The sequence below is a fragment of the Flavobacterium indicum GPTSA100-9 = DSM 17447 genome (genome assembly GCF_000455605.1).
In the GTDB taxonomy this organism is placed as follows: Bacteria; Bacteroidota; Bacteroidia; order Flavobacteriales; family Flavobacteriaceae; genus Flavobacterium; species Flavobacterium indicum.
Genome location: NC_017025.1, coordinates 2,696,446 through 2,720,236 on the forward strand (window position 1 = coordinate 2,696,446; position 23,791 = coordinate 2,720,236).

At 31.2% G+C, this 23,791-nt stretch carries 21 protein-coding genes; 4 read left to right on the top strand and 17 right to left on the bottom strand.

Translation table 11 applies throughout. The features are described 5' to 3' along the window. The first annotated feature begins 7 nt into the window (after window positions 1-7). A complete protein-coding gene (locus KQS_RS12575; protein ID WP_014389555.1) occupies window positions 8-1,096 on the top strand; it encodes an efflux RND transporter periplasmic adaptor subunit in 1,089 nt (362 codons plus the stop codon). 10 nt (window positions 1,097-1,106) lie between these two features. Continuing rightward, window positions 1,107-4,208, top strand: coding sequence for an efflux RND transporter permease subunit (locus KQS_RS12580; protein WP_014389556.1), 3,102 nt, complete (start codon window positions 1,107-1,109; stop codon window positions 4,206-4,208). A 192-nt stretch (window positions 4,209-4,400) separates the two neighbouring features. On the opposite strand, the gene KQS_RS12585 is transcribed toward KQS_RS12580, so the two are convergent. The 3 genes from KQS_RS12585 to KQS_RS12595 all read right to left on the bottom strand — a co-directional run bounded on the left by KQS_RS12585 (window position 4,401) and on the right by KQS_RS12595 (window position 6,695). After that, entirely contained in the window at window positions 4,401-4,700 is a 300-nt protein-coding gene (locus KQS_RS12585) for a hypothetical protein (RefSeq protein ID WP_014389557.1), read from the bottom strand. A gap of 214 nt (window positions 4,701-4,914) precedes the next feature. Beyond that, window positions 4,915-5,880, bottom strand: coding sequence for an OmpA family protein (locus KQS_RS12590; protein WP_014389558.1), 966 nt, complete (start codon window positions 5,878-5,880; stop codon window positions 4,915-4,917). Between the two features lie 50 nt (window positions 5,881-5,930). Continuing rightward, on the bottom strand, window positions 5,931-6,695 hold the full coding sequence (locus KQS_RS12595) for an exodeoxyribonuclease III (RefSeq protein WP_014389559.1): 765 nt from the start codon (window positions 6,693-6,695) through the stop codon (window positions 5,931-5,933). Between the two features lie 192 nt (window positions 6,696-6,887). Here KQS_RS12595 and KQS_RS12600 point away from each other — a divergent pair, with 192 nt between their 5' ends. Continuing rightward, entirely contained in the window at window positions 6,888-8,678 is a 1,791-nt protein-coding gene (locus KQS_RS12600; protein WP_014389560.1) for a GNAT family N-acyltransferase, read from the top strand. A gap of 56 nt (window positions 8,679-8,734) precedes the next feature. Here the strand turns inward: KQS_RS12600 and KQS_RS12605 are convergent, their stop codons facing one another. Then, window positions 8,735-9,691, bottom strand: coding sequence for a 2-hydroxyacid dehydrogenase (locus KQS_RS12605; protein ID WP_014389561.1), 957 nt, complete (start codon window positions 9,689-9,691; stop codon window positions 8,735-8,737). 174 nt (window positions 9,692-9,865) lie between these two features. Here KQS_RS12605 and KQS_RS12610 point away from each other — a divergent pair, with 174 nt between their 5' ends. Further along, entirely contained in the window at window positions 9,866-11,098 is a 1,233-nt protein-coding gene (locus KQS_RS12610) for a hypothetical protein (protein ID WP_014389562.1), read from the top strand. Window positions 11,099-11,406: 308 nt separating this feature from the next. On the opposite strand, the gene dusB is transcribed toward KQS_RS12610, so the two are convergent. From dusB to atpH, 13 genes are all read right to left on the bottom strand, one after another. Next, a complete protein-coding gene (dusB, locus tag KQS_RS12615) occupies window positions 11,407-12,402 on the bottom strand; it encodes a tRNA dihydrouridine synthase DusB (RefSeq protein ID WP_014389563.1) in 996 nt (331 codons plus the stop codon). Between the two features lie 194 nt (window positions 12,403-12,596). Continuing rightward, complete coding sequence (locus tag KQS_RS12620) at window positions 12,597-13,298, bottom strand: Bax inhibitor-1/YccA family protein (protein WP_014389564.1); 702 nt, start codon at window positions 13,296-13,298, stop codon at window positions 12,597-12,599. A 20-nt stretch (window positions 13,299-13,318) separates the two neighbouring features. Further along, window positions 13,319-14,593 (bottom strand): murein hydrolase activator EnvC family protein, encoded by a 1,275-nt coding sequence (locus tag KQS_RS12625; RefSeq protein ID WP_014389565.1) that lies wholly within the window; start codon window positions 14,591-14,593, stop codon window positions 13,319-13,321. Between the two features lie 23 nt (window positions 14,594-14,616). Then, on the bottom strand, window positions 14,617-15,387 hold the full coding sequence (locus KQS_RS12630) for a DUF4292 domain-containing protein (RefSeq protein ID WP_014389566.1): 771 nt from the start codon (window positions 15,385-15,387) through the stop codon (window positions 14,617-14,619). A gap of 22 nt (window positions 15,388-15,409) precedes the next feature. After that, on the bottom strand, window positions 15,410-16,732 hold the full coding sequence (locus KQS_RS12635) for a tetratricopeptide repeat protein (protein ID WP_014389567.1): 1,323 nt from the start codon (window positions 16,730-16,732) through the stop codon (window positions 15,410-15,412). A 4-nt stretch (window positions 16,733-16,736) separates the two neighbouring features. Next, on the bottom strand, window positions 16,737-17,750 hold the full coding sequence (locus KQS_RS12640; RefSeq protein WP_014389568.1) for a sugar phosphate nucleotidyltransferase: 1,014 nt from the start codon (window positions 17,748-17,750) through the stop codon (window positions 16,737-16,739). 78 nt (window positions 17,751-17,828) lie between these two features. Further along, window positions 17,829-18,263, bottom strand: coding sequence for a dUTP diphosphatase (gene dut, locus KQS_RS12645; protein ID WP_014389569.1), 435 nt, complete (start codon window positions 18,261-18,263; stop codon window positions 17,829-17,831). Then, window positions 18,263-19,729, bottom strand: coding sequence for a lipopolysaccharide biosynthesis protein (locus KQS_RS12650; protein ID WP_014389570.1), 1,467 nt, complete (start codon window positions 19,727-19,729; stop codon window positions 18,263-18,265). The genes dut and KQS_RS12650 overlap by 1 nt, the downstream gene beginning before the upstream one ends. Before the next feature lie 7 nt (window positions 19,730-19,736). Further along, on the bottom strand, window positions 19,737-20,198 hold the full coding sequence (locus KQS_RS12655; RefSeq protein ID WP_041252112.1) for a hypothetical protein: 462 nt from the start codon (window positions 20,196-20,198) through the stop codon (window positions 19,737-19,739). 8 nt (window positions 20,199-20,206) lie between these two features. Then, a complete protein-coding gene (locus KQS_RS12660; protein WP_014389572.1) occupies window positions 20,207-20,629 on the bottom strand; it encodes a GNAT family N-acetyltransferase in 423 nt (140 codons plus the stop codon). 90 nt (window positions 20,630-20,719) lie between these two features. Further along, window positions 20,720-21,577: an ATP synthase F1 subunit gamma gene (gene atpG / locus KQS_RS12665; protein WP_014389573.1), complete on the bottom strand. Its 858-nt coding sequence runs from the start codon at window positions 21,575-21,577 to the stop codon at window positions 20,720-20,722. A gap of 77 nt (window positions 21,578-21,654) precedes the next feature. Next, window positions 21,655-23,229, bottom strand: a complete 1,575-nt coding sequence (atpA, locus tag KQS_RS12670) for a F0F1 ATP synthase subunit alpha (protein WP_014389574.1) — start codon at window positions 23,227-23,229, stop codon at window positions 21,655-21,657. A gap of 25 nt (window positions 23,230-23,254) precedes the next feature. After that, on the bottom strand, window positions 23,255-23,788 hold the full coding sequence (gene atpH, locus KQS_RS12675; protein WP_157868460.1) for an ATP synthase F1 subunit delta: 534 nt from the start codon (window positions 23,786-23,788) through the stop codon (window positions 23,255-23,257). Window positions 23,789-23,791 lie beyond the last annotated feature (3 nt).

A 23,791-nucleotide genomic window follows, 5' to 3' on the forward strand; every position in this document is an offset into this window, starting at 1 on the left:
CGTTATCATGATAAATAAAATCTCAAAATACGGATTTCTAATTTTGATTTCTTTTGGATTTCAAAATTGTAAAAAAGTAGAATCTGAACCTATAGAAAAAGGTTTTGAAATTACTGAAACCATGCTTAAAACAACCACATTTGCTACAGCAAAAGTAGAACCGTTAAAAAATGAAATTAAATTTTTTGGTAAAATTTCAGCCGACAAAAACAAATTGATTGAAGTTTATCCAATGGTAGGTGGAAATGTAGAAAAGGTGTTTGTTGAACTAGGAGATTATGTAAAAAAAGGACAAATTTTAGCTACTATTAGAAGTACAGAAGCGGCAGGATATGAAAAAGAATATGAAGATGCCATTGGCGAAGTAAAAGTTGCTGAAAATAATTTGAAAGTAGCAAAAGAACTTTTTGAAGGTAAATTAAACACCGAGCGAGATGTCCTTTTAGCAAAGAACGAACTTAACATTGCAAAATCACAATTAAACCGAATTAAACAAACTTATAAAATTATCAATATCAAACCTGGGTCTATTTATCAAGTTGTAGCGCCTATAAGTGGTTATATTATTCAGAAAAACATCAATCAAGATATGCAATTGAGGAGTGATCGAAGTGATAATATTTTTGATGTGGCAGACACAAAAGATGTTTGGGCTATTGCAAATGTAAATGAAAGCGATATCAATCTAGTTGCGCTTGGAATGGACGCAACAGTTTCAACACTTTCTAATCAAGATAAAGTTTTTAAAGGGAAAATCGATAAAATTTTCCGAATCATAGATCCTGAAACTAATGCCATGAATGTAAGAATTGTACTTAACAATCCTAATTCCTTATTAGTACCAGATAGTAAAGCTACTATTTCTGTTTCCTATACAGAAAACAAATCTATGTTAGCTATTCCTTCTAATGCTATTGTTTTTGATAACAACAAAAACTATGTGATGGTTTATAAAGATAAAAAACATATTGAAACTAGACCGGTTGAAGTATACCGTCAACTAAAAGAAATAGCTTATATCACTTCTGGATTAACAGAAGGCGAAAAAGTAATTACACACAATCAGTTGTTATTTTATGACGCTTTAAACGATTAATCTCCTTAACATGAATAAATTCATTCGAAATATCATAGCTTTTTCACTCAAAAACAAAGCATTCACTTTTTTTTGGGTGGGAATTTTAACCATTTCAGGTTTTTTTGCCTTCAAAAACATGCCCATTGAAGCTTTTCCTGATGTAACCAATACCCAAATCATTATCATTACTCAATGGAATGGTAGAAGTGCTGAAGAAGTAGAACGTTTTGTAACCACTCCTATTGAACTTTCTATGACTTCATTACAGAAAAAAACAAGTGTAAGAAGTACTTCTATGTTTGGACTTTCTGTAATTAAAATCATATTTGATGATGGTGTGGATGATGCCTTTGCAAGAAATCAGGTAAACAATCAATTACGAAATGTTTCTTTACCTGAGGATGTGGAACCCGAAGTGCAACCCCCTTATGGCCCTACAGGCGAAGTTTTACGCTACACCCTACAAAGTAAAACCAAAGATTCAAGAGAATTATTAACCTTACAAAATTGGGTAATTGATAAAGCGCTTCGTTCAGTTCCTGGTGTTGCTGACATTAATGCTTTTGGAGGACAGACTAAAATTTTTGAAATAAGTGTTGACCCTCGTAAACTTGAAAAATACAACCTAACTCCGCTAGAAGTCTATGAAGCTGTAAACAAAAGTAATATGAATGTAGGCGGTGATATTATTGAAAAAAATAGTCAAGCCTATGTAGTTCGTGGTATTGGACTTTTACAATCCATCCCCGACATCGAAAATATCATTATATCTAAAAATGGAGAAAATCCTGTTTTGGTTAAAAATGTTGCATTAGTGAACGAAGGTTCAATGCCTCGTGTAGGACAAGCAGGATTAAACAATAATCCAGATGTAGTTGAAGGAATAGTTGTAATGCGAAAAGGAGAAAACACGCCTATTGTTTTAGCAGCTGTAAAAGAAAAAATTAAAGAGATTCAAGCCACGATGCTGCCAAAAGATGTACAACTCGACATTTTCTATGATCGTGACAATCTGATGGAATTTTGTACCCATACTGTAATGCATAATTTAGCTGAAGGTATCATATTGGTGACTTTAATGGTATTTTTATTTATGGCTGATTGGAGGAGTACAGTTATTGTTTCAATCATAATTCCCCTTGCTTTGTTGTTCTCTTTTTTCTGTTTACACCTTATGGGAATGAGCGCTAATTTACTTTCTCTTGGAGCGGTTGATTTTGGAATCATCATCGATGGAGCGGTTGTTATGGTTGAAGGACTTTTTGTAATGCTCGACCATCGGGCGGCGAAAGAAGGCATGGATAAATTCAACAAACTAGCAAAAGGCGGATGGATTAAAAAAACGGGGACAGAAATGGGAAAAGCTATTTTCTTCTCTAAATTAATCATTATTACTGCTTTACTACCCATTTTCTCATTTCAAAAAGTAGAGGGAAAAATGTTTTCACCATTAGCCTATACCCTTGGGTTTGCATTACTTGGCGCACTACTATTTACCTTAACCTTAGTACCTGTTTTATCTCATATATTATTAAATAAAAATGTAAAAGAAAAACATAATAAGTTTGTTGATTTTTGGAATAGAATTGTTGAAAAAGGATTTGCTTTTACTTTTAAAAACAAGAAACTCTCTCTCTTGGTTTCTTTGAGTATTTTGGTAGTAACTTTATTTTCTTCTAAATTTTTAGGTACCGAATTTTTACCTCCATTGAATGAAGGAGCTTTATGGGTTGAAGCAAAACTACCGATGAGTTCTAGTCTAGGTGAAACCGTTAAAATGGTTGAAGTACTAAAAAAAGAAATTGCTTCATTCCCGGAAGTTAATGGTATTTTATCTCAAACAGGAAGAAGTAATGATGGAACGGACCCAAGTGGTTTCTATTATGTTCAGATGCAGGTAAACTTAAAACCAAAAGAGGAATGGACTAGAAAAATCTCAGTCGATCAATTGGTAGAGGAAATGGATCATAAATTAAAAAAATACCAAGGAATTGGTTACAACTATTCTCAACCCATTATTGATAATGTTGCCGAGGCTGTTGCTGGAATTAATGCCTCAAATGCTGTTAAAATTTATGGCCCAGATTTAAATAAATTAAATTCCCTTTCGAATGAAGTGATAAAACAAATAGAACATGTTCAAGGAATAAAAGATGTTGGAATATTAAGAAACATTGGCCAACCCGAAGTTAGTGTTGTACTCAATAAAGAAAACATGGCAGAATATGGAGTAACCATTTCGGATGCTCAAACTGCACTTGAAATGGCCTTTGGAGGCAAAACAGCAACTCAAAAATATGAGGGCGATAGAAAATTTGATGTGCGAATTAGATATGATAAAGACTATAGAAAAAACATTGACGATTTAGCAAGTATTATGGTTCCCACGTTAAACAAAACGAAAGTCCCCTTAAAAGAAATTGCAGAAATTAAGACCGTAACTGGTCCGGCCTTTATTTACAGAGATAATTCTAAACGATTTATTGGTGTTAAATTCTCTGTAAGAGATAGAGACCTTGGAAGTACCATTGCAGAAGCACAAGCCAATGTGAAAAAAAACATCAAACTTCCTGACGGATATAGCATTGGATGGACAGGTGAATTTGAAAATCAAGTTCGTGCAACAGATCGATTAACTCAAGTAGTACCTATTAGTATTGTAATGATTTTTGTACTCCTATTCATTATGTTTGGCAACATAAAAGATTCCTTATTAGTATTAGCTAATGTACCCTTTGCTTTAATTGGTGGAATATTGGCATTACATTTAACCGGAATGAATTTTGGAATTTCTGCTGGAGTTGGTTTTATAGCTCTTTTTGGAATATGTATACAGAATGGCGTAATATTAATCTCAGAATTTCACAAAAATATTAAATCAGGTATTGAAATAAATTTGGCCATATTAGAAGCAGTTAAAATTCGAACAAGACCTGTAGTCATGACCGCTTTAATGGCAACAATTGGTTTATTACCTGCAGCAATTTCAACGGGCATTGGATCTGAATCTCAAAAACCATTAGCTATAGTTATTATTGGCGGATTAATTTCAGCAACGGTTCTAACTTTATTAGTATTTCCAATTATTTTCTGGGTTTTTAACCGTATTAAACACGAATCCATTACTTAATTTTCTTCATAGTTAAATTAAACCCAAAATCCGCATTAGCGGAATTTGCCCAAAGGGAAGACGAAAATCGAAGATTTTGTCTTGGTTAACCCCGACATTTTTATTAAAATATTAATAAAAATCGTCGATTAAGCGTCTAACGCTTAATTCGGGTTAAAAATGGTCTCACAAAAAGGAGACCATTTTTTTATTCTAATTAACTGCAAATTCAGGAATAAATTGAAACAGCTGTTTTTGATTTAATTTTTCTTCATAAAAATTAATCAGATCAAAAACGATGGTAATATCATTAGCCGTTAGGAATAAATATTTAAACAATAATCGAACGTCAATTTCTAAAACATCACATAATTTTAGATACTTATCAAAGTAGTATTTATCAAATGTCAACTCTAGTTCTTCAAACAGATCCTCAGGAACGTCAATTAAATTTGCAGTGAACTCAATACTCCAACCTTTTGCTATTCTAATTTCTCTAAAATTTAATTCCATAAAAAGTATAGGTTAATTGTTTTGTTATTCAGATTTAGAAAAATTAGTATGAATTATTTCTAATTAAATTATCAAGCTAATTTTAATTTATTTCTACAAATTTGTTAAATAAATATTCATCTTTTTTACGGTTTTTTTAGCAATTTGTTACGGTTTTTGGAATAAAAAAAAGCCTAGAAATTTTCTAGACTTTAAATTTATAAGCATTTATTTTTTACATTTCGTTTAATAACTTAGTAATTTCATCCAATTTTGGAGTTAAAATGATTTCAATTCTTCTATTTTTAGCTTTTCCTTCTGCAGACTCATTACTCATTAAAGGCGCAAATTCACTTCTACCGGCAGCCGTTAAATTAGATTTATTTACTTTAGGATTTGCAGTTAAAATAGTTACAATAGCTGTTGCACGTTTAGTAGACAAATCCCAGTTGTTTTCGATTCCACCTGTTAAAGTTCCAGTAATTTTATCGTTATCGGTATGACCTTCAATCAATACTGATAAATCTGGATTATCACCCAATACTTTACCAACCAATTCTACTGCTTTTTTACCTTCTTCATTAACCGCATAACTTCCCGAATTGAAAAGTAGTTTATTTTCCATAGAAACATATACTTTTCCGTCTTTTTCAGTCACTGTTAAACCTTTACCTTCAAAAGCTTTTAATGATTTAGACAAGGTTTCTTTTAATTTTTTCATTGCTGCTTCTTTCGCTGCAATTAAATCTTCTAACTCTTTTAAGCGTTTGGCATTCGCTTCAAAATCCTTTTTAATTTTATTGAATTTATCTTGTTCTGTAGCCAATGCTTTTTGTTTCGCTTCCAATTCAGCTAATAATTCTCTGTTCTTTTTAATATTTGCTTCTAGTGCTTCGTTGCTATCTTTTTCTAATGCCGCATAAGAAGATTTTAAATTATCTAAACTTTTCTTAGTAGCGGAATAGTCCGATGCTAATTTATCTCGTTCGGTTTTACATTTATCTAATTCCGCTTTAATTCGATCCAATTCTGTTTGAAGATTGGCTTTATCTGTTTTCAAGACTTCATTTTCATCTGCTAAAGCATTTCTTTCTTTTTTTAATTCTGCAAATTTATTTTCTAAATCTTGGTATATTTTTTTTGACACACAAGAGGTTGTCATACTTAATACTACAGCTGCAAGGGCAATTTTTCTAATCATAATTTTAATTATCTTTATTTTTTAGACGAGTTCTATTTTAAATGGTTGTATTATAAATCAAATTCAACATATACCGGACAATGGTCTGAATGTTTGGCTTCAGGCAATATTAAGGCTCTTTTTATTTTATCTTTCATAGGTTCGGAGGCCAAACAATAATCAATTCGCCATCCTTTATTATTATTTCTTGCATTAGCGCGGTAACTCCACCAACTATAATTGTGCGGCTCTTTATTTAAATGACGAAAGGTATCCACCATTCCACTTGAAATAAATTTATCTAACCATGCCCGTTCTTCTGGTAAAAAACCTGAAACTTTAGCATTTCTAATAGGGTCATGAATATCTATGGCTTGATGACAAATATTATAATCTCCACAAACTACTAAATGCGAAATTTCTTTTCTTAACGCTTCAATATAGTTATGAAAATCATCCATATATTGAAATTTATGATCCAGTCTATCACTATTTGTCCCCGAAGGCAAATACAAACTCATGACTGATAGATCATCAAAGTCTACACGCAAATTCCTACCTTCTTTATCCATGTAATCAATTCCTGTTCCAAAAACAACATTCTTAGGTTCATATTTTGACAAAATTGCTACACCACTATATCCTTTTTTTTCGGCAGAAAAATAATATTGGTATGGATAACCTGCTGCTTCAATTTCCAACTTTGGGATTTGATCTTCTGTTGCTTTAATTTCTTGCAAACAAATTACATCCGGATTTGCTTGTTGTAACCATTCTAAAAATCCTTTAGTAATTGCCGCTCTAATTCCATTTACATTATAAGAAATAATCTTCATTTTAATCTTTCAAATTTCTCAAATGTAAAAAAGTTTTCAATAAAAAGCATCGATTTCTACAAGTATTTTATAAAATATTCAGTATCAAATTCATTTTTTAAAAAGTAAAGAATAATTCATGATTCTTGCATAAAAATAGGCACACATTCATCAAAATTGTTATCTTTGTTTCTTGCGTAAAAACGAAACTAAATGGGATTAGTTACTGCTAAAGAAGTAGCCAAAGTTATCAATACAGACAAATACGGATTCTTGGGAACTTTCTCAGGTTGGTTGTTAATGAAGATTCTTAAGATATCGACACTAAATAAAATATACGATAGAAATAAGCATTTAAGTGAAGTAGAATTTTTAAATGCTATTTTAGATGAATTTCAAATAAAGTTCGAAATTCCTGAAGAAGACTTAAAAAGACTACCTAAAGATGGGGCTTATATTACTATTTCTAACCATCCACTAGGAGGCATCGATGGAATTTTACTTTTAAAGTTGATGTTAGAAAGAGAACCTAACTTTAAAATTATTGCCAATTTTCTTTTACATAGAATTGAACCTATGAAACCTTACATTATGCCGGTTAATCCTTTTGAAAACCATAAGGACAGTAAATCGAGCGTAATTGGTATTAAAGAAACACTTCGTCATTTAAGCGATGGAAAACCTTTAGGTATTTTTCCTGCTGGTGAAGTTTCTACTTATAAAGATGGAAAATTAATTGTAGATAAACCTTGGGAAGAAGGTGCTTTAAAAATTATTAAAAAAGCTAATGTTCCTGTGGTTCCTATCTATTTTCATGCGCAAAACAGTAAATTATTCTATACGCTTTCTAAAATAAACGATACACTTAGGACCGCTAAATTACCTAGTGAATTGTTAACCCAAAAAGATAGAATTATTAAAGTCCGAATAGGAAAACCTATATCGGTTAACGAACAAGCAGAATACAAAGAAATTCCTGAATTTGGCGAATTTCTTCGTAAAAAAACATACATGCTTTCCAATGCTTTCGAAGAAGAAAGTAAACTTCAATTACCTAAATTAAGTTCACCAAAACCTCCAAAACAAATTGTGAAACCAGCGAATCACGATCAAATTTTAGAGGAAATTAAGGTGTTAAAAGAAGGCGACCATCGTTTATTACAAAGCAAAAACTATCAAGTTTTTTTAACCACAACTGAAAAAATCCCTAATATTTTGCACGAAATTGGGCGTTTAAGAGAAATCACTTTTAGAGCTGTTGGTGAAGGAACGAACGAAGCCATTGACCTTGACAACTATGACAACTACTACCATCATATGTTTCTATGGGATGATGAAGCGCAAGTTATTGCAGGTGCTTACCGAATGGGATTAGGAAGTAGCATTTTTGAAAAACACGGTATAGAAGGCTTTTACCTTCATGAATTGTTTAGATTTGAACCAGAATTGTATAAGATGATGAGTCAATCTATAGAAATGGGTAGAGCTTTTATTATTTCAGAGTACCAGCAAAAACCCATGCCTTTATTTTTATTATGGAAAGGTATTGTGCATACAACTCTACGTTACCCTGAGCATAAATATTTAATTGGAGGGGTTAGTATAAGCAATCAATTTTCGGAGTTTTCGAAATCATTAATGATTGAATTTATGAAGTCGCATTATTGGGATCCATTTGTAGCACAATATGTTCATCCTAAAAAAGAATATAAAGTAAAATTAAAAGACGCCGACAAAGATTTTGTTTTTAATGAAACTGAGGCCGATTTAAATAAATTTGATAAAATTATTGATGAAGTAGAACCTGGCGATTTGCGTTTACCTGTATTAATTAAAAAATACATTAAACAAAACGCTCGTGTGGTATCGTTTAATGTTGATCCATTATTTAACAATTCGGTAGATGGATTAATGTATATTAAAATTGCTGATTTACCTGAAAGTACAGTCAAACCCGTGATGGAAGAATTCCAAGCAGAATTGGAACGAAAACATAAAGGCTAAATCAACTCCATACTTTTTTAAAAAATGTTTTAAATTTTAAGGCACACATCAAGAAATCATTTTTGGTATTTCGCTAGTATTTTATCCACTATCACTTGCGCCAATAAGGTTTTACTTTCTTGCGTCCAACCGGCAATATGTGGTGTTAAAAGTACATTATCCGCTTGTATTAAATATTGCAGAGGTTCTGGTATTTCGTTTGTTAACAACGTTTCAAAAGATAATTTTTCATACTCCAACACATCTAATCCGGCTCCTAGAATTTTACCAGATTGTAAAGCCGCAACCAAATCGGCCGTTACCACACTCTTTCCACGAGCGGTATTGATGAACCAAAAGGGTTTTTGAAAAGCATTGATAAAATTGGCATTGATCATTTTATTGGTCAAATCAGTCCAGGGTGTATGCAAACTAATTACATCAGCTTTAGTTTGTAATTCAGACAATGAAACTTGCTTAGCGTTTTCATCGCCCACATTTGAAAGTATATCATAACATAAAACCTCTACATCAAAACCTCTTAGTTTTTTTGCAAAAGATTTACCCATATTTCCATAACCTATTATTCCGACTGTCTTCCCGTCTAATTCCAATCCACGATTGGCTTCACGATTCCAATGACCGTGTCGAATTTCTCTATCGGCTTTATTCAACTTATTAAACAACGACAACACCATTCCTAAGGCATGTTCACCTACTGCATTTCGATTTCCTTCAGGTGAAGAAATCAACTCCACTCCTTTTACATGTGCATACTCGCAGTCAATACTTTCGAGTCCGGCACCTACACGCGCAACAAATTGCAAGTTAATTGCCTTATCCAAAAAGGTTTTATCAATTTTAAATCGGCTTCTAATAACCACACCATGGTAGTTCTGAATTTTTGCTTCAACTTCTTCTTTAGAGGAAACGAAATCAGCTTCATTGGTAAATCCGGCATGTTCTAATTGTTCCCAAAGTAACGGATGATTGGTATCGAGATGGAGTATTTTGATTTTTGATAATTCTTGCATTGTAGCTTTGATTGAAAATGGAAAGTTAAGAAAATTTTGTCACACAGAGATTCACAAATTAATACAAAGATTTGCAAAATATTAGAAAGCAGATTTTTTTGAAATTTTTCCAACCTTTTAAAATTAAATTGCATCTATAAAATCAATAGTTTATTTTTGAAGTAACAACATTATATGAAAACATATTTTACTTTTTTATTTTTTTTAATTTCTACATTTACGTTTGGTCAAAAAACAGTTTATGATTCATTGATTTCACAGTTTGAAAAAGAAATGGTTTATGAACAAAACAACATATTAAAATTAAAAAATCTTCATACCATTGATGATAAATTCTTTTTTAGATTAAGTAATAACAAAATAACCATTGAATTGAATCAAGATAAAAATGGCAAACTAAGTTTATACTCATATCAATATTATTTTAAAATTGACAAACAGAAGACAATTGATACTATCATTAACAGAATAATATATAATGAAAAAATTGCTACTTGGCTATATGATAACTTAAAATTAAATAATTTCGAAAAATTATTCCCAATTAAAAATGAAAGTAAAATTGGAAAATCTGGAATATTCGGAAATGATGATTTTTATTTTGAATTAATAAACAATGATGAATACACAATAAAAGCATTTTCATTTAATCAATTAGATTCCGATTTAAATTTTAATTCATTTAAAAACTTAATAGATGAATTATTCTTAAAAATTGAATTTGAAAATAATCAAAAGATTTTTAAAGATAATCTAAAAGGTGGATATTTATACAAAAACATATTTTCACATAGTTTTTATAAAATTCCAGAAACTTTCACCTACATTAATTTTATAAGTAATATTAGATTACCAATTGGTTTAAAAATAGATTTTGATCTTAAAAAAATTGGCCGCAAAAAAATTAATACCAATATAAATTTTATCATTGAAAATAATTTTAAGAATAACATGCGGTTTAAAAGTTCAATAAATAAAAATAAATTAACTGGAAATTTCAAATCTTATTCTGATTCTTTTTGTTTTACTTATGAATACAATCAATTAGATTTTATTAAAAAATACTCAAAATATAATAATTTTGAAATAACATATTATGGATTTATACCTAAGTTTTTTGATTTTGGAATTGGATATAACAAAATTGCAAATAATTTAAATGGAGTTAATATTCAGATTAGTAAATACTGGAATAAGCCAAAAATAGATTTTTATTATAAGATTAATTTTGTTGAAAACAAATTTTCTAATTACACATCAGGTATTCAAAGACAATTTCAGATTAAAATAAACAATAACTTTCATAGTATTTACTCAAATCTTTATTATGAAAAAATATTTGACTTTAATTCATTTAATTTTTCAATCAATATCCCATTAAGGACATTAAGATTCACATTAAATTAATTATCAAAATCTACTGAAAAATTAAACGTGTACAATAGACAGGATGGAAGCTTTGTTTGAGCTCTGTTTGTTTATTGAGGTTTACGAAATAAACAAATAAGCGAGTGCGGACAGCCTGAGTAGTTACGTTAGGAGCAATACTTTTGTTCTACAAATATAACTAACGAAGTTGTGAGTTGTTGAAATCAAAGGTCTGGCAAAGTTAAATGAGATGCTGAAATCGAAGATTCAACGAAGTTAAACAAGTTCCGCATGACAAAATGGAATCTAAGATTTATTTATGGTAAACGAGTTCTGCTTGACAACATTTATACCTGATGTTCGTAATTGGCATAGACTTCTTTAATGGTTTCAAATAAATCCATTAACTCGTTATGTCCATCAGTAGTAACTAGTTTTTGTTTGCACTCTTTGAATCCGTGAATACCTTTGAAATAATTGGTATAATGACGACGCATTTCAACAATACCTACGCGTTCGCCTTTCCACTCCATAGACCAAATTAAATGGTTACGCGCTGCTTCAACTCTATCGGCAACCGTTGGTGGCGCAAGGTGTTCCCCGGTTTCAAAAAAATGTTTGATTTCGTTAAAAATCCAAGGATAACCTATGGCAGCACGACCAATCATCATGCCATCTAAACCATATTTATTTTTGTATTCTAAGGCTTTTTCTGGAGAATCGATATCGCCATTACCAAAAATTGGCATGGTGATTCTAGGATTGTTTTTAATGCGTTCAATATGCGTCCAATCAGAATGGCCTTTATACATTTGAGCTCTTGTTCTGGCATGAACGGTGAGGGCTTGCACACCTATATCTTGTAAACGCTCCGCAACTTCATCAATATTGATAGAATTTTCGTCCCAACCTAAACGGGTTTTAACAGTAACGGGCAAACTGGTTCCTTTAATTACAGCTTTGGTTAATCGGACCATTAAATCGACATCTTTTAGTACTCCAGCACCTGCGCCTTTACACACCACTTTTTTTACGGGACAACCAAAATTAATATCCACTAAGTCGGGCTGTACGGTTTCTACAATTTTGGCAGACATTTCCATGGCTTCTTCATCACCACCAAAAATTTGGATGCCTACTGGACGTTCATAGTCAAAAATATCTAATTTCTTTTTGCTCTTCATGGCATCTCGAATTAAACCTTCAGATGAAATGAATTCAGAATACATTAAATCGGCGCCATGCATTTTACACAACCTACGGAAAGGCGGATCGCTCACGTCTTCCATGGGTGCCAATAACAAAGGATGTTCGGGTAAAATGATGTTGCCTATTTTGACCATAATATATTTTTTTGCAAAAGTACTTAATTTAGTAATTCGTTAATAGTTAAAATTAATTTGATTGGTTTTAAATTTTAAAGTCACAGATTAAACTGGTTTGCCAACTTTTATACAATTTAAAAAAGTAAATCTTATATGACTTATATGGTTCCAATAATTCAATAAAAAAAGCGAACCAAAGTCCGCTTTCTATTTTATTTTCTATCACCAAAAATACGTAAGATGTATAAGAATAAATTAATAAAGTCTAGATAAAGTGTTAAAGCACCCATTAAAGATTCTTTGGTATCTTCATCTGTACCTTCATTTCCTATGATATTCATTTCTTTTATTTTTTGGGTATCGTAAGCGATTAATCCTGTAAAAATAAACACCCCAACGTAAGACGTAATCCAATACAATAGGGTACTTTCCATGAAAATATTTACGATTGAAGCAATAACTAATCCGATTAAAGCCATCATTAAAATTTTACCCATAGAAGTTAAATCCGATTTTGTATAATACCCGTAAACACTCATAACGGCAAAAGTACCTGCGGTAATAAAAAAGGCAGATGCAATAGAGGTTGTAGTAAAGATGACAAATATTAAAGACAAGGTTAATCCGTTAGCTATAGCATACAAAAAGAAAAGTGCTTTTGCCATACTTACATTCATGGTAGGTAACGCTCTTGAGATGTACCCTACTAATAAAATTTCACCAAATAATAATCCGTAGAATAAAATTTTATTGGTTACTAATGCCACGATAATTTCTTCCGATTGGGCTACATACCAAGCTGTTAATCCTGTTGCTAGTAATGCCGCACACATCCAACCGTAAACTTTTGCAATAAAGTTGGCTTGTTCAATTTTAATTTGATCTTCTGTCAATTGTCTTTGTTGTTGTTCCATTTTATAGTTGTTTTTTAGTTTTATTTAGGCGCAATCCACGTTTTTGGATTGAGTGTTGTAATATTTTGACTTAGTGTAAATTTCATAACCGTTAATCCGGAAAAATTGGTTTTAATTTTACCCAATGTTTGCTTGATTCCAACTTTTTGCCCTTGAGAAACAGACACTGAACTTAAATTACTATAAGTTGTAAAGAAATCACCATGACGAATCATAACCGTATAAGTACCAGTACTCTGAGAAATTTGAATACCTGAAACTTCGCCTGCAAATACACTTCTTGCTACTGCGCCTTGTTCTGTTTTAATATCTATTCCGCTATTATGAACATCTAAGTTACTGAACTCAGGATGTTTACTATTCCCGTAAGGTATGTAAATAGCACCTTTTTCAACAGGCCAAGGCAATCTTCCTTTATTTGATTTAAAGTTATCCGATTCAATTTTTCCTTCAGGTGTTAATTCAATTTTTGTAGAAGATACTGCAACTGGTTTAGTAGTAGTACTCGTTTTAGTTCCTGTTTTAGTACTTGTATTTGCTTTAGCTTTTTCTGCATTTTTCTTATTTGCAGCGGCAATCGCATCGGCAATCATTTTCTTGATTTTTCGATCAATATCGCGCTGCTCTTTTTTCATTTTTTCAATTTCAGCAGCATATTTCTTTTTATCTTTTTGAATCGATTTAGCAACTTTTACTTTCTCTTGTTTAATCTTTTCGTGTTCTTGTTTGGCTTTAGTACTTTCTTGTAAAACCACTTCTTTTTCTTTCTTTTTACCTTCTAAATGCGAAACAGCTTGTGTTAACTTTAACTGTTTTTCTTTAATTTCTTCTGCTTGCATTTTTCTATATCCTGCATATTGTTTCATATATTGGATACGTTTGTAAGCTTGTAAAAAACTATTTGACGATAAAATAAACATGATTTTACTTTGATCGGAACGACTTTTGTATGATTTTACAATCATTTTAGCATAGTCTTCCTTCATTACTTTTAACTCACGATTGTATTTATTTATTTCTAATTGTGTTAAATAAATATCATCGCTTAAAAGGCGTGTTTGCTTCGAAATAGTATTGATTAATTTTTCACTTAAATTAATTTGTGCTTCAATTTTATTAATTTCTTTTAAAACCGATTTTTCCTTTACTTTTTCATTTTGGTATTTATTACGCATTTCAGCCAATTCTCTTTGCAATTGTTCTTTACGCTCCTCTAATTTTCGTTGCGCGTCATCCTGAGCCAAAACAGGTAAAGTAAATAATAAGAGCACTAATAAAGTGAATAGTTTGTTCATGCTGAAAATAATTTTTTGCGAAATTAATCAATTATAATTTGTTTGTAGCCATTTGGAATAGAATACGGAAAGTTTAAATCCTCATTAAACGTGATTTTTTTATATTCTACATCAATTTTCACTTCATCTTTATCCTTTGCTACAATATTAACTCCTGTTGGTAAAAAATTATTGTCTTGATTTTGATAAGATGGATAATAAACATTTACATTTCGTTGTTTAACTATTTGATTAATAAATTGTTTTTTTAACAAATAATTCCCTGTTTCAAATGCAAAAATCTTTTCAATTTGTGTGTTTTTTTTATTTTTTAATTGAAAAAGATTTTCAGCTACTTCAGCAATAAATTCTTCTTTTGTTAAATCATCAATTGGACGACCTAATAATAAATTTTGCACTTTTTGAAAATCCAAATCGGTTCCTAACCAATTGGAAAGCATAGTATAATCGCCATCAAAATAGCTGTTATTTATTTTTTCGTAATAACTTACTTTTGAAGGCGTGATGTAGGCCTTAGCGGCTGTAATTCCAAGAAACTTTAAGCTAATCCAAATTACTTCATCTTTTTTTATTCGTAAATCAGCATTGATATTTAAAGATTGTTTTGAATCTTCATAATTAGCATTAGCACGAATGGAGGCTGTTTGAAACACCAATTTATTTTCATAATGTTTTTGGATTACTTCTGAAGATTTGTCCGTTTCTTTTGCAGCTTGTTCGGCTACTACAACTTGTTTAGTTTTACAAGATGCCACAACAAATAACAAAACAATATATTTAAAAATATTTTGCATTCTCTTAATTTAATTTTTTGAATTATTTAATTTGATCTAACCTTTTTTGATACGTTTGTTTCATTTTAGCATCTGACAAACCCTCTGAAGTTAGGATTAATTGTTTGTAAAATCCAGATTCCAAATTTTTATTATCCACCACATAATCTAATCCCATTTCTAAGAAATCCTTAGCTTTTTTATAATTTTTTAATTTATTTTGACCTTTACCAACATAGTAATACAAATTGGGTTTGGTTGGAAATAAATCAATTAATTCCTCTGCTTTTTTAGCCATTTTATCGTACGATTCATTAAAGTCATACGTATTTAAAAGTAAGTCAATCGTTTCAACATCATTGGTACTTTTCCCAATGGCCTTTTCAAAATATTTTTCAGCCATTTTAAATTGGTCTTTGTTATAAAAATATTTCGCCAATTCTTTGTAGACATTTAATCCCGACTGATTATCAAAATAAGGTAATACTGCATCAATTTCAGAATACAACTGCGTATTTTTTGTAGCAAAAATTAAATATTCATTCAAAACACGATGTTTAATTTTCAAATCAACTTTACCGCTTTTCACTACCCTTTTAAAAGATTCAGTTGCCCTGTCAATATTGTTTTGCGTAATATAAAACTTCATCAAACTCACATGTCCCATATCTGATGTTGGGATTTCTTCCGTTAATTTTTTAGCTGTTTCAAATGCTTTTTGTTCCTGATTATTTGTAGAATAATATAAAATTAAGTCGATGTAATTTTGTTCAACTTTAGGATTTTCTTTAATTCCTGCCAATAAAACATCAACCTGAGGTTGGGTTGCTTTATTCATGCTTTGAATTTGCAGCTTATACATTTCCATACTTTTAGTAAGATTGGAAGTGTTTTCAATATCATCAAGAACTTTTTTAGCTTTATCAAATTGACTCGTATTCATGTACAACGAAACCAAATCCTCTTTCATGTTAACATCAAAAGAAGTCAACTTTTCTACAACCGGAATTGCCTTATTAAAATCTTTTGTTTGATAATATACATCATACAACCCATTCCAATACCATCGTTGTTTAGGATTCAAGTCTACTGCTTTTTGAAATTGCAGTTCAGCCTCGGGGTATTTTTTCAAAGCCAAATAATTGGTACCCAATTGATAATAAAACTCAGGGTTTTTAGTTTCTTTTTCAATACATTTTTCCAGAGCAACTATGGCTTTATCATAGTTCTCCATACTTTTATGTTTTAGTGCTTCATAGAAATTATTCTCCACTTCATTTGAAGCCGTTTCAATTTGATCGGGTTCTTGCTGCACTTGAGCAAAACCGATTTGAAATAGAAAAAAGAAACCAAATAATCGAATCATATAATTAGTCTAACGTACTATAATCTCCCAGACTCACACTTGTAAATTCACCATTATAATTGACATGATTACCAATCATAGCATTATCTAATTTTGCATTACTTATATGTGAATGTGTTTGAATTAAGCTATTTTTAATTTTTGAATTTGTAACATGTGTAGCCTTTCCAATGGAAACATTTGGCCCAATGATAGAATTAATAATATAAACATCATCTGCAATGTAACACGGTGGAATAATTTCAGAATTTTCAAGTCGAACATTCTGAGAAATCATTGTTTCTTCCGCATCGTCGTGAATAAACTTCAACATTCTTCCATTGGTTTCAACCGTTACATTTTTATTTCCACAATCCATCCATTCGTCTACTTGACCTGGTACAAAAACCATACCTTTTTCCATCATTTGTTTAATACCATCATTAATTTGGTATTCGCCACCATGAATAATGTTATTATCTAACACTGATTGCAATTCATTTTTCAATACAGCAATATCTTTAAAATAATAAATTCCAATAACGGCCAAATCAGACACAAACTCTTTTGGTTTTTCCACCAATTCAACAATATGATTATTTTCATTTAAATTGATAACTCCGAAAGCTTCTGGTTGGTCAACTTGTTTTACCCAAATTACACTATCTGCATTAGCATCCAACGTAAAATCAGCCCTAAACAAAGTATCGGCATAAGCAATAACAGCTGGTCCACTTAAAGAATCTTTGGCGCACATAATTGCATGTCCTGTCCCTAAAGCTTCTTTTTGATAATAAATGGTTCCTTTTGCTCCTAATTTTTCAGCAATTGCAATTAAATCTTCTTCAACTTTTGCACCAAAATCGGGGTGAATTATAAATGCAACTTCTTCTAATGGTTGATTAATTACTTTTGCAATATCTTCCACTAACCGATGTACAATTGGTTTTCCAGCAATTGGAATTAATGGTTTAGGAACGGTTAAAGTATGTGGTCGAAGACGCGAACCACGTCCGGCCATTGGTACGATTATTTTCATTGTATATAAAAAGATTAAATGATTGAACGATTTAAAATTCAGATAAATCTATAAATTTTCAATCTTAAATTATTAAATTTATTTTACGCCAGTACTACCAAATCCTCCTGCTCCTCGAGAAGTTTCATTTAATTCTTCCACTTCAATCCATTCGGCACGTTCATGTTTTGCAATCACCAATTGCGCTATACGTTCTCCATTTTCGATTACAAAATCTTCATTGGATAAATTTACTAAAATAACGCCAATTTCTCCTCGGTAATCGGCATCAACTGTTCCTGGAGAATTTAAAACGGTAATTCCTTTTTTGAAAGCCAGGCCACTTCTTGGTCGGACTTGTGCTTCAAAACCAATTGGCAATTCAATAAACAGTCCGGTTTTAACCAACGTTCTTTCCAAAGGCTTTAACGTAATTGATTCTGTTAGATTCGCACGCAAATCCATTCCTGCAGAAGCTATTGTTTCATAATTTGGTAAAGGATGTTGCGATTGATTTATAATTTTTACTTGCATTATTTTCGTTTAAAAGTTTTTAATATAACTTCTTTTTCATTTTTATAAATATAATAACTAAATCCAAGGATAGCAACAATTCCAAAGATATATGTTTCTCTTAAAATAGGAACATAAAAAGAAACACAAGCCAATAAAATTGAAGCGCCAAGATACCCTAAAATTTTAGGCATATCAAATGGAATAGGATATTTTGTTCTACCCATGAAATAAGAAATCAACATCATGGAACCATAAGCCGCAATAGTAGCAATGGCCGATCCCATATAACTAAATTTTGGTATTAAAAGATAATTCAACACTAAAGTGACTAGAGCTCCAATTACTGAAATATAAGCGCCAATTATGGTTTTATCAATTAATTTATACCAAACTGATAAACTTGTATAAATTCCTAAAAAGAAATTAGCAATAATGATCAATGGAACAATTTTCATAGCTTCCCAATATTCGGGTTGTCTAACTAAGAAAAACTTAATTACATCTGCAAAAACGACCACCACTAATAAGATTAAAGAACCTAAAATAACAAAATATTTCGTCACTGTTGCATACGTTTGTGGTGCATTACTATTTCCAGCCTGACTAAAAAAGAAGGGCTCAATACCTAAGGTATAGGCCGTTCTATACAACACCATAAACAATCCAATTTTATAACAAGCGGCATAAGCCCCTACTTCTGCTTTTGCAATTTTTTCGGGCAATAACTTTCCTAATAAGATTTTATCAAAATGTTCGTTGATACCAAATGCTAATCCTGCGAATAATATTGGCCAACCGTATTGTATCATTTGTTTCCAAAGAACTTTATTAAAAAACCAATTTGACTTTATATAATTAGGAATAAAAACTAAAAAAGTCAACAAACTAGCCATTAAATTAGCCAAAAACACATAGCCAATTTGATAATCTGTAACATAAATACTGCTCCAAAATCCATAAGGATTAAGTAAAGCTAATTTTGGTAAAATGGCTAAAAAGAAAACATTTAAAAGCATGTTAATTATTACATTAGCAATTTTAATCGTTGCATAACGAATAGGTCTTTGTTCTGCTCTTAACTGTGAAAATGGTATTATTGTCAATGCATCAAAAGCTAATATCCAAATGGCGTAGTTAACATATTCTTTATCAACTTCTAAAAAAGATGCTATTGACTTTTGAAACAATAAGGCACCCGATAAAAATAAAATCGAGGACCAAAAAATAGACACCATAGAAGTGCTAATTACTTCTTTTTTATCTAAATCTTTATGATAAAATCTGAAAAACGCCGTTTCCATTCCATAAGATAAAACCACATTAAAAAACACCATATACGATAATAATATCGTTATTTCACCATAAGAAACTTTTGGCATTAATTGTGTATGTAAACCAACGAGTAAAAAACTAATTACCCGTGGAAGCACAGTAGCAAAACCATAAATAAGTGTTTGCTTAAATAAATTTTTATAGGCTGTCAAAATAGTATTAGTTGTTTTTTGGTTTAGCTGATGGATAAGCCATCAAGGGAATTTCTTTTACATTATCAATTATTCTCGACATTTCTTTTCCATTAATTGTATAAAATAGTTGGGCTTGAGTATCATTTAAATTAGAATCTAGATTGGGCGTTTGACCATCTCCTTCTGTTCCTCCAACACGTACTATCAAATTAGCGTTATAATGTAATGCATCTACTTTAATTAAAGGTGCAGATTTTTTTCTAAAAACAACCTTTAGTAATGCTGTATTTTTAGGCAATTCTTTAGTTAAACTTAAATTAAAATGGTATCCTGCTCCCCCACCTTTTATACCTGCAACCCAATATTGAAAGGTAGTATTTTCTATTTGAAAATCTTGTTCAATCAAAGTTGAATTTACTATAGCGTTTGATGTTGAACAACATGAAACCCCAATTACAGCAACCATAAATAAAAACAACTTATTCATACATTTGTTTAAATAAATTTGACAAAATGAAATCCTTTAGGCACATAACCATGATTATAATAGAATTTATGTGCAGAAAAATTAGTTGAAAAAGCATCTAAAACAATAGCATTAGCATTGTTATTTTTAGCAATTTTCTCAATTTCTTCAATTAACATCTTACCAAAACCCTTGCCATGATGGTTTTCATCAACTACAAAGTTATCAATTTCTAGATATTTACCGGTATATAGTTTCGTATTTATCCAATAACCGGATACCGCCACTAATTTTTCTTCTTCATAAATCGCAATTTGTTTATATCCATTAGGAATCATTTCCTTAATTAAGGATTCATATTTTTCTTTTGTAAAGCTTGAATCATAGAGTTGTTGAATTATTGAATAATTCTCTAAAATTGTGTCATAAGAATTACAACGTATAATGTTCATTTTTTTCTAAATAAATATTCAAATATAAAAAAAGTCCCGATAAATCGGGACTTTATGAGAATAATAATAATTAACTTAATTTGAAAATGATTAGCTATTTAAAGCTTCTGCACCTCCTACAATTTCTAAGATTTCTCCAGTAATTGCCGCTTGACGCGCTTTGTTATAAGTTAATTTCAATTGATTTCTTAATTCTGTTGCATTATCTGTTGCTTTGTGCATTGCAGTCATACGTGCACCATGCTCAGCAGCAAATGAATCTCTAACTGCTTTATATAATTGCGTTTTTAAAGATTTTGGAATTAATTCCATTACAATCTCTACTTTTGAAGGTTCAAAAATATAATCAGCAGCAGTAGAAGCATCACCTTGAATTGGAGCTAATGGCAAAAATTGCTCAGTAACTACCACTTGAGTTGCTGCATTTTTGAATTGGTTGTAAACTAATTCAATTTTATCATATTCCCCATCCATAAATAAATGTGTCAATGATTCAGCAATATGAGCAACATTTTCAAAAGTTAAATCATCAAATACATCACTCCTATTTGCGATTACAAAATTTGTTTTGTGTAATCCATCGTTCGCTTTTTTACCAATTGCAAAAATACCAACATTATCATGACCATATTTTTCAGATAAAGCTTTTACTTGCTTTAATACGTTTGAATTTAAAGCACCACACAAACCTCTGTTAGAAGTAATAGCAACCACTAAAACTTTTTTAACTTCTCTTTGTGTAGTATACTTAGCAGCTACATCTCCTTCTAAAGAAGCACTTAAACCTTGAATTAACTCTGTCAATTTCTCAGAATAAGGACGCATAGCTGTAATGGCATCTTGCGCTTTTTTCAATTTAGCTGCCGAAACCATTTTCATGGCAGAAGTAATCTGCATCGTTGATGATACAGAGGTAATTCTACTACGTATTTCTTTTAAGTTTGCCATTGTATGTATTTAAAGTAACTAGTAAAAAGTAATTAGTGAGTAGCCATTTACTATCCACTAATTACTAATCACTTTTATTAATATTTTGCAGAAATTTCTTTAGCAGCAGCTTCTAATACATTAGTGATGTTATCATCAAACTTGCCAGCTTTTAATGCATCTAAAGTATCTCTATGTTTTAAATTTAAGAATTGTAAAAAGTCTTTTTCAAACTCTTTTACTTTTTCTACAGGAACATTTCTTAATAAGTTTTTAGTTCCAGCATAGATAATCGCAATCTGATCTTCAACAGTGTAAGGATCATTAACCGATTGTTTTAAGATTTCTACGTTACGTTTACCTTTTTCAATTACATTTAAAGTAACCGCATCTAAGTCAGAACCAAATTTCGCGAAAGCTTCTAACTCACGGAATTGTGCTTGGTCTAATTTTAATGTACCTGATACTTTTTTCATTGATTTAATTTGTGCATTACCTCCTACACGAGATACAGAGATACCAACGTTAATAGCTGGACGTACACCTGAGTTGAATAAATCAGACTCTAAGAAAATTTGTCCGTCTGTAATTGAAATTACGTTTGTAGGGATATATGCAGAAACGTCACCTGCTTGAGTTTCAATGATTGGTAAAGCTGTTAATGAACCACCACCTTTAACAATTGGTTTTAAAGATTCTGGTAAATCATTCATGTTTTTAGCAATACTATCATCTGCAATAACTTTAGCAGCACGCTCTAATAAACGAGAGTGTAAGTAGAATACGTCTCCAGGATAAGCCTCACGACCTGGTGGTCTTCTTAACAATAATGATACCTCACGGTAAGCTACTGCTTGTTTAGATAAATCATCATAAACAATTAAAGCAGGACGACCTGTATCACGGAAATATTCACCGATTGCAGCACCAGCCATTGGAGCATATACTTGCATTGGAGCAGGATCTGAAGCATTAGCCGCAACGATAACTGTATAAGCCATTGCTCCTTTTTCTTCTAATGTTTTTGCGATAGCAGCTACAGTAGATGCTTTTTGACCTACAGCTACATATATACAAAATACTGGTTGACCAGCATCATAAAATTCTTTTTGATTTAAGATAGTATCGATACAAACTGTCGTTTTACCCGTTTGACGGTCTCCGATTACTAACTCTCTTTGTCCACGACCAACTGGAATCATTGCATCAACAGATTTGATACCAGTTTGTAATGGCTCAGTTACAGGTTGACGGAAAATTACCCCGGGAGCTTTACGCTCTAAAGGCATCTCATATAAGTCACCACCAATAGGACCTTTACCATCGATTGGCTCTCCTAAAGTGTTTACTACACGTCCAACAACTTGTTCACCTACTTTTAATGAAGCAATTCTTCCTGTTCTTTTAACGGTTGAACCTTCTTTAATACCAGTTGAAGGCCCTAATAATACAACCCCAACGTTATCTTCTTCTAAGTTCAATACGATAGCTTCTAATCCATTTTCGAATTGTACTAACTCCCCGTATTGAGCATTTGATAAACCATAAACACGCGCAATACCGTCACCAACTTGTAGTACAGTACCCACTTCCTCTAATGTAGCTCCTGATTGAAAATCAGATAACTGCTTTTTTAAGATTGCCGAAATTTCAGCTGGTTTTATTTCTGCCATTTTTTATATAATTAATAATGGTATATTAATAACTAAATTCTCTTTTCAATTGTTGTAATTTATTTGCAACAGATACATTGTATTGTTTATCACCAATTCGTAATATGAATCCACCAATGATTGATTCATCAACTACATTTTTAATAGTAATTGAATTAGATGAAAACTCTTTTATTTTATTTAATACTTGTGCTTCTATTTCAGCAGTGATTGGAAATGCAGTAGTAACCACAGCAGTTTCAACACCACTAACTTGATCAAACAATGTATTAAATTGGGATGCAATTGCAGGTAAAATTTCAAATCGTTTATTTGCTAAAAGCAATTGAAATAATCCATTGGTTTCATTTTGAACAGTAGCAAAGATTTCTTTAACTGCGTTAAATTTAGCATCTCCTTTGATTATTGGATTAACTAAGAAATCTTTTAATTCTTGACTACCAGTCACTGAAGCAACAATTACTTTCATATCATTATTTACAGCAGACGCATTATTGTTTGCTGTAGCGATATCTAAAATTGCTTTTGCGTATCTAATCGCAGCTCTTGACATAACGATTGA

Coding starts and splice junctions, on each gene's coding strand:
- atpA (WP_014389574.1), bottom strand. CDS start 23,229: ATGGCAGAAATAAAACCAGCTGAAATTTCGGCAATCTTAAAAAAGCAG.
- KQS_RS12630 (WP_014389566.1), bottom strand. CDS start 15,387: ATGCAAAATATTTTTAAATATATTGTTTTGTTATTTGTTGTGGCATCT.
- dut (WP_014389569.1), bottom strand. CDS start 18,263: ATGCAAGTAAAAATTATAAATCAATCGCAACATCCTTTACCAAATTAT.
- KQS_RS12635 (WP_014389567.1), bottom strand. CDS start 16,732: ATGATTCGATTATTTGGTTTCTTTTTTCTATTTCAAATCGGTTTTGCT.
- atpG (WP_014389573.1), bottom strand. CDS start 21,577: ATGGCAAACTTAAAAGAAATACGTAGTAGAATTACCTCTGTATCATCA.
- KQS_RS12660 (WP_014389572.1), bottom strand. CDS start 20,629: ATGAACATTATACGTTGTAATTCTTATGACACAATTTTAGAGAATTAT.
- KQS_RS12580 (WP_014389556.1), top strand. CDS start 1,107: ATGAATAAATTCATTCGAAATATCATAGCTTTTTCACTCAAAAACAAA.
- KQS_RS12655 (WP_041252112.1), bottom strand. CDS start 20,198: ATGAATAAGTTGTTTTTATTTATGGTTGCTGTAATTGGGGTTTCATGT.
- KQS_RS12605 (WP_014389561.1), bottom strand. CDS start 9,691: ATGCAAGAATTATCAAAAATCAAAATACTCCATCTCGATACCAATCAT.
- dusB (WP_014389563.1), bottom strand. CDS start 12,402: ATGGTCAAAATAGGCAACATCATTTTACCCGAACATCCTTTGTTATTG.
- KQS_RS12610 (WP_014389562.1), top strand. CDS start 9,866: ATGAAAACATATTTTACTTTTTTATTTTTTTTAATTTCTACATTTACG.
- KQS_RS12575 (WP_014389555.1), top strand. CDS start 8: ATGATAAATAAAATCTCAAAATACGGATTTCTAATTTTGATTTCTTTT.
- KQS_RS12640 (WP_014389568.1), bottom strand. CDS start 17,750: ATGAAAATAATCGTACCAATGGCCGGACGTGGTTCGCGTCTTCGACCA.
- KQS_RS12625 (WP_014389565.1), bottom strand. CDS start 14,593: ATGAACAAACTATTCACTTTATTAGTGCTCTTATTATTTACTTTACCT.
- KQS_RS12600 (WP_014389560.1), top strand. CDS start 6,888: ATGGGATTAGTTACTGCTAAAGAAGTAGCCAAAGTTATCAATACAGAC.
- KQS_RS12620 (WP_014389564.1), bottom strand. CDS start 13,298: ATGGAACAACAACAAAGACAATTGACAGAAGATCAAATTAAAATTGAA.
- KQS_RS12585 (WP_014389557.1), bottom strand. CDS start 4,700: ATGGAATTAAATTTTAGAGAAATTAGAATAGCAAAAGGTTGGAGTATT.
- KQS_RS12595 (WP_014389559.1), bottom strand. CDS start 6,695: ATGAAGATTATTTCTTATAATGTAAATGGAATTAGAGCGGCAATTACT.
- KQS_RS12590 (WP_014389558.1), bottom strand. CDS start 5,880: ATGATTAGAAAAATTGCCCTTGCAGCTGTAGTATTAAGTATGACAACC.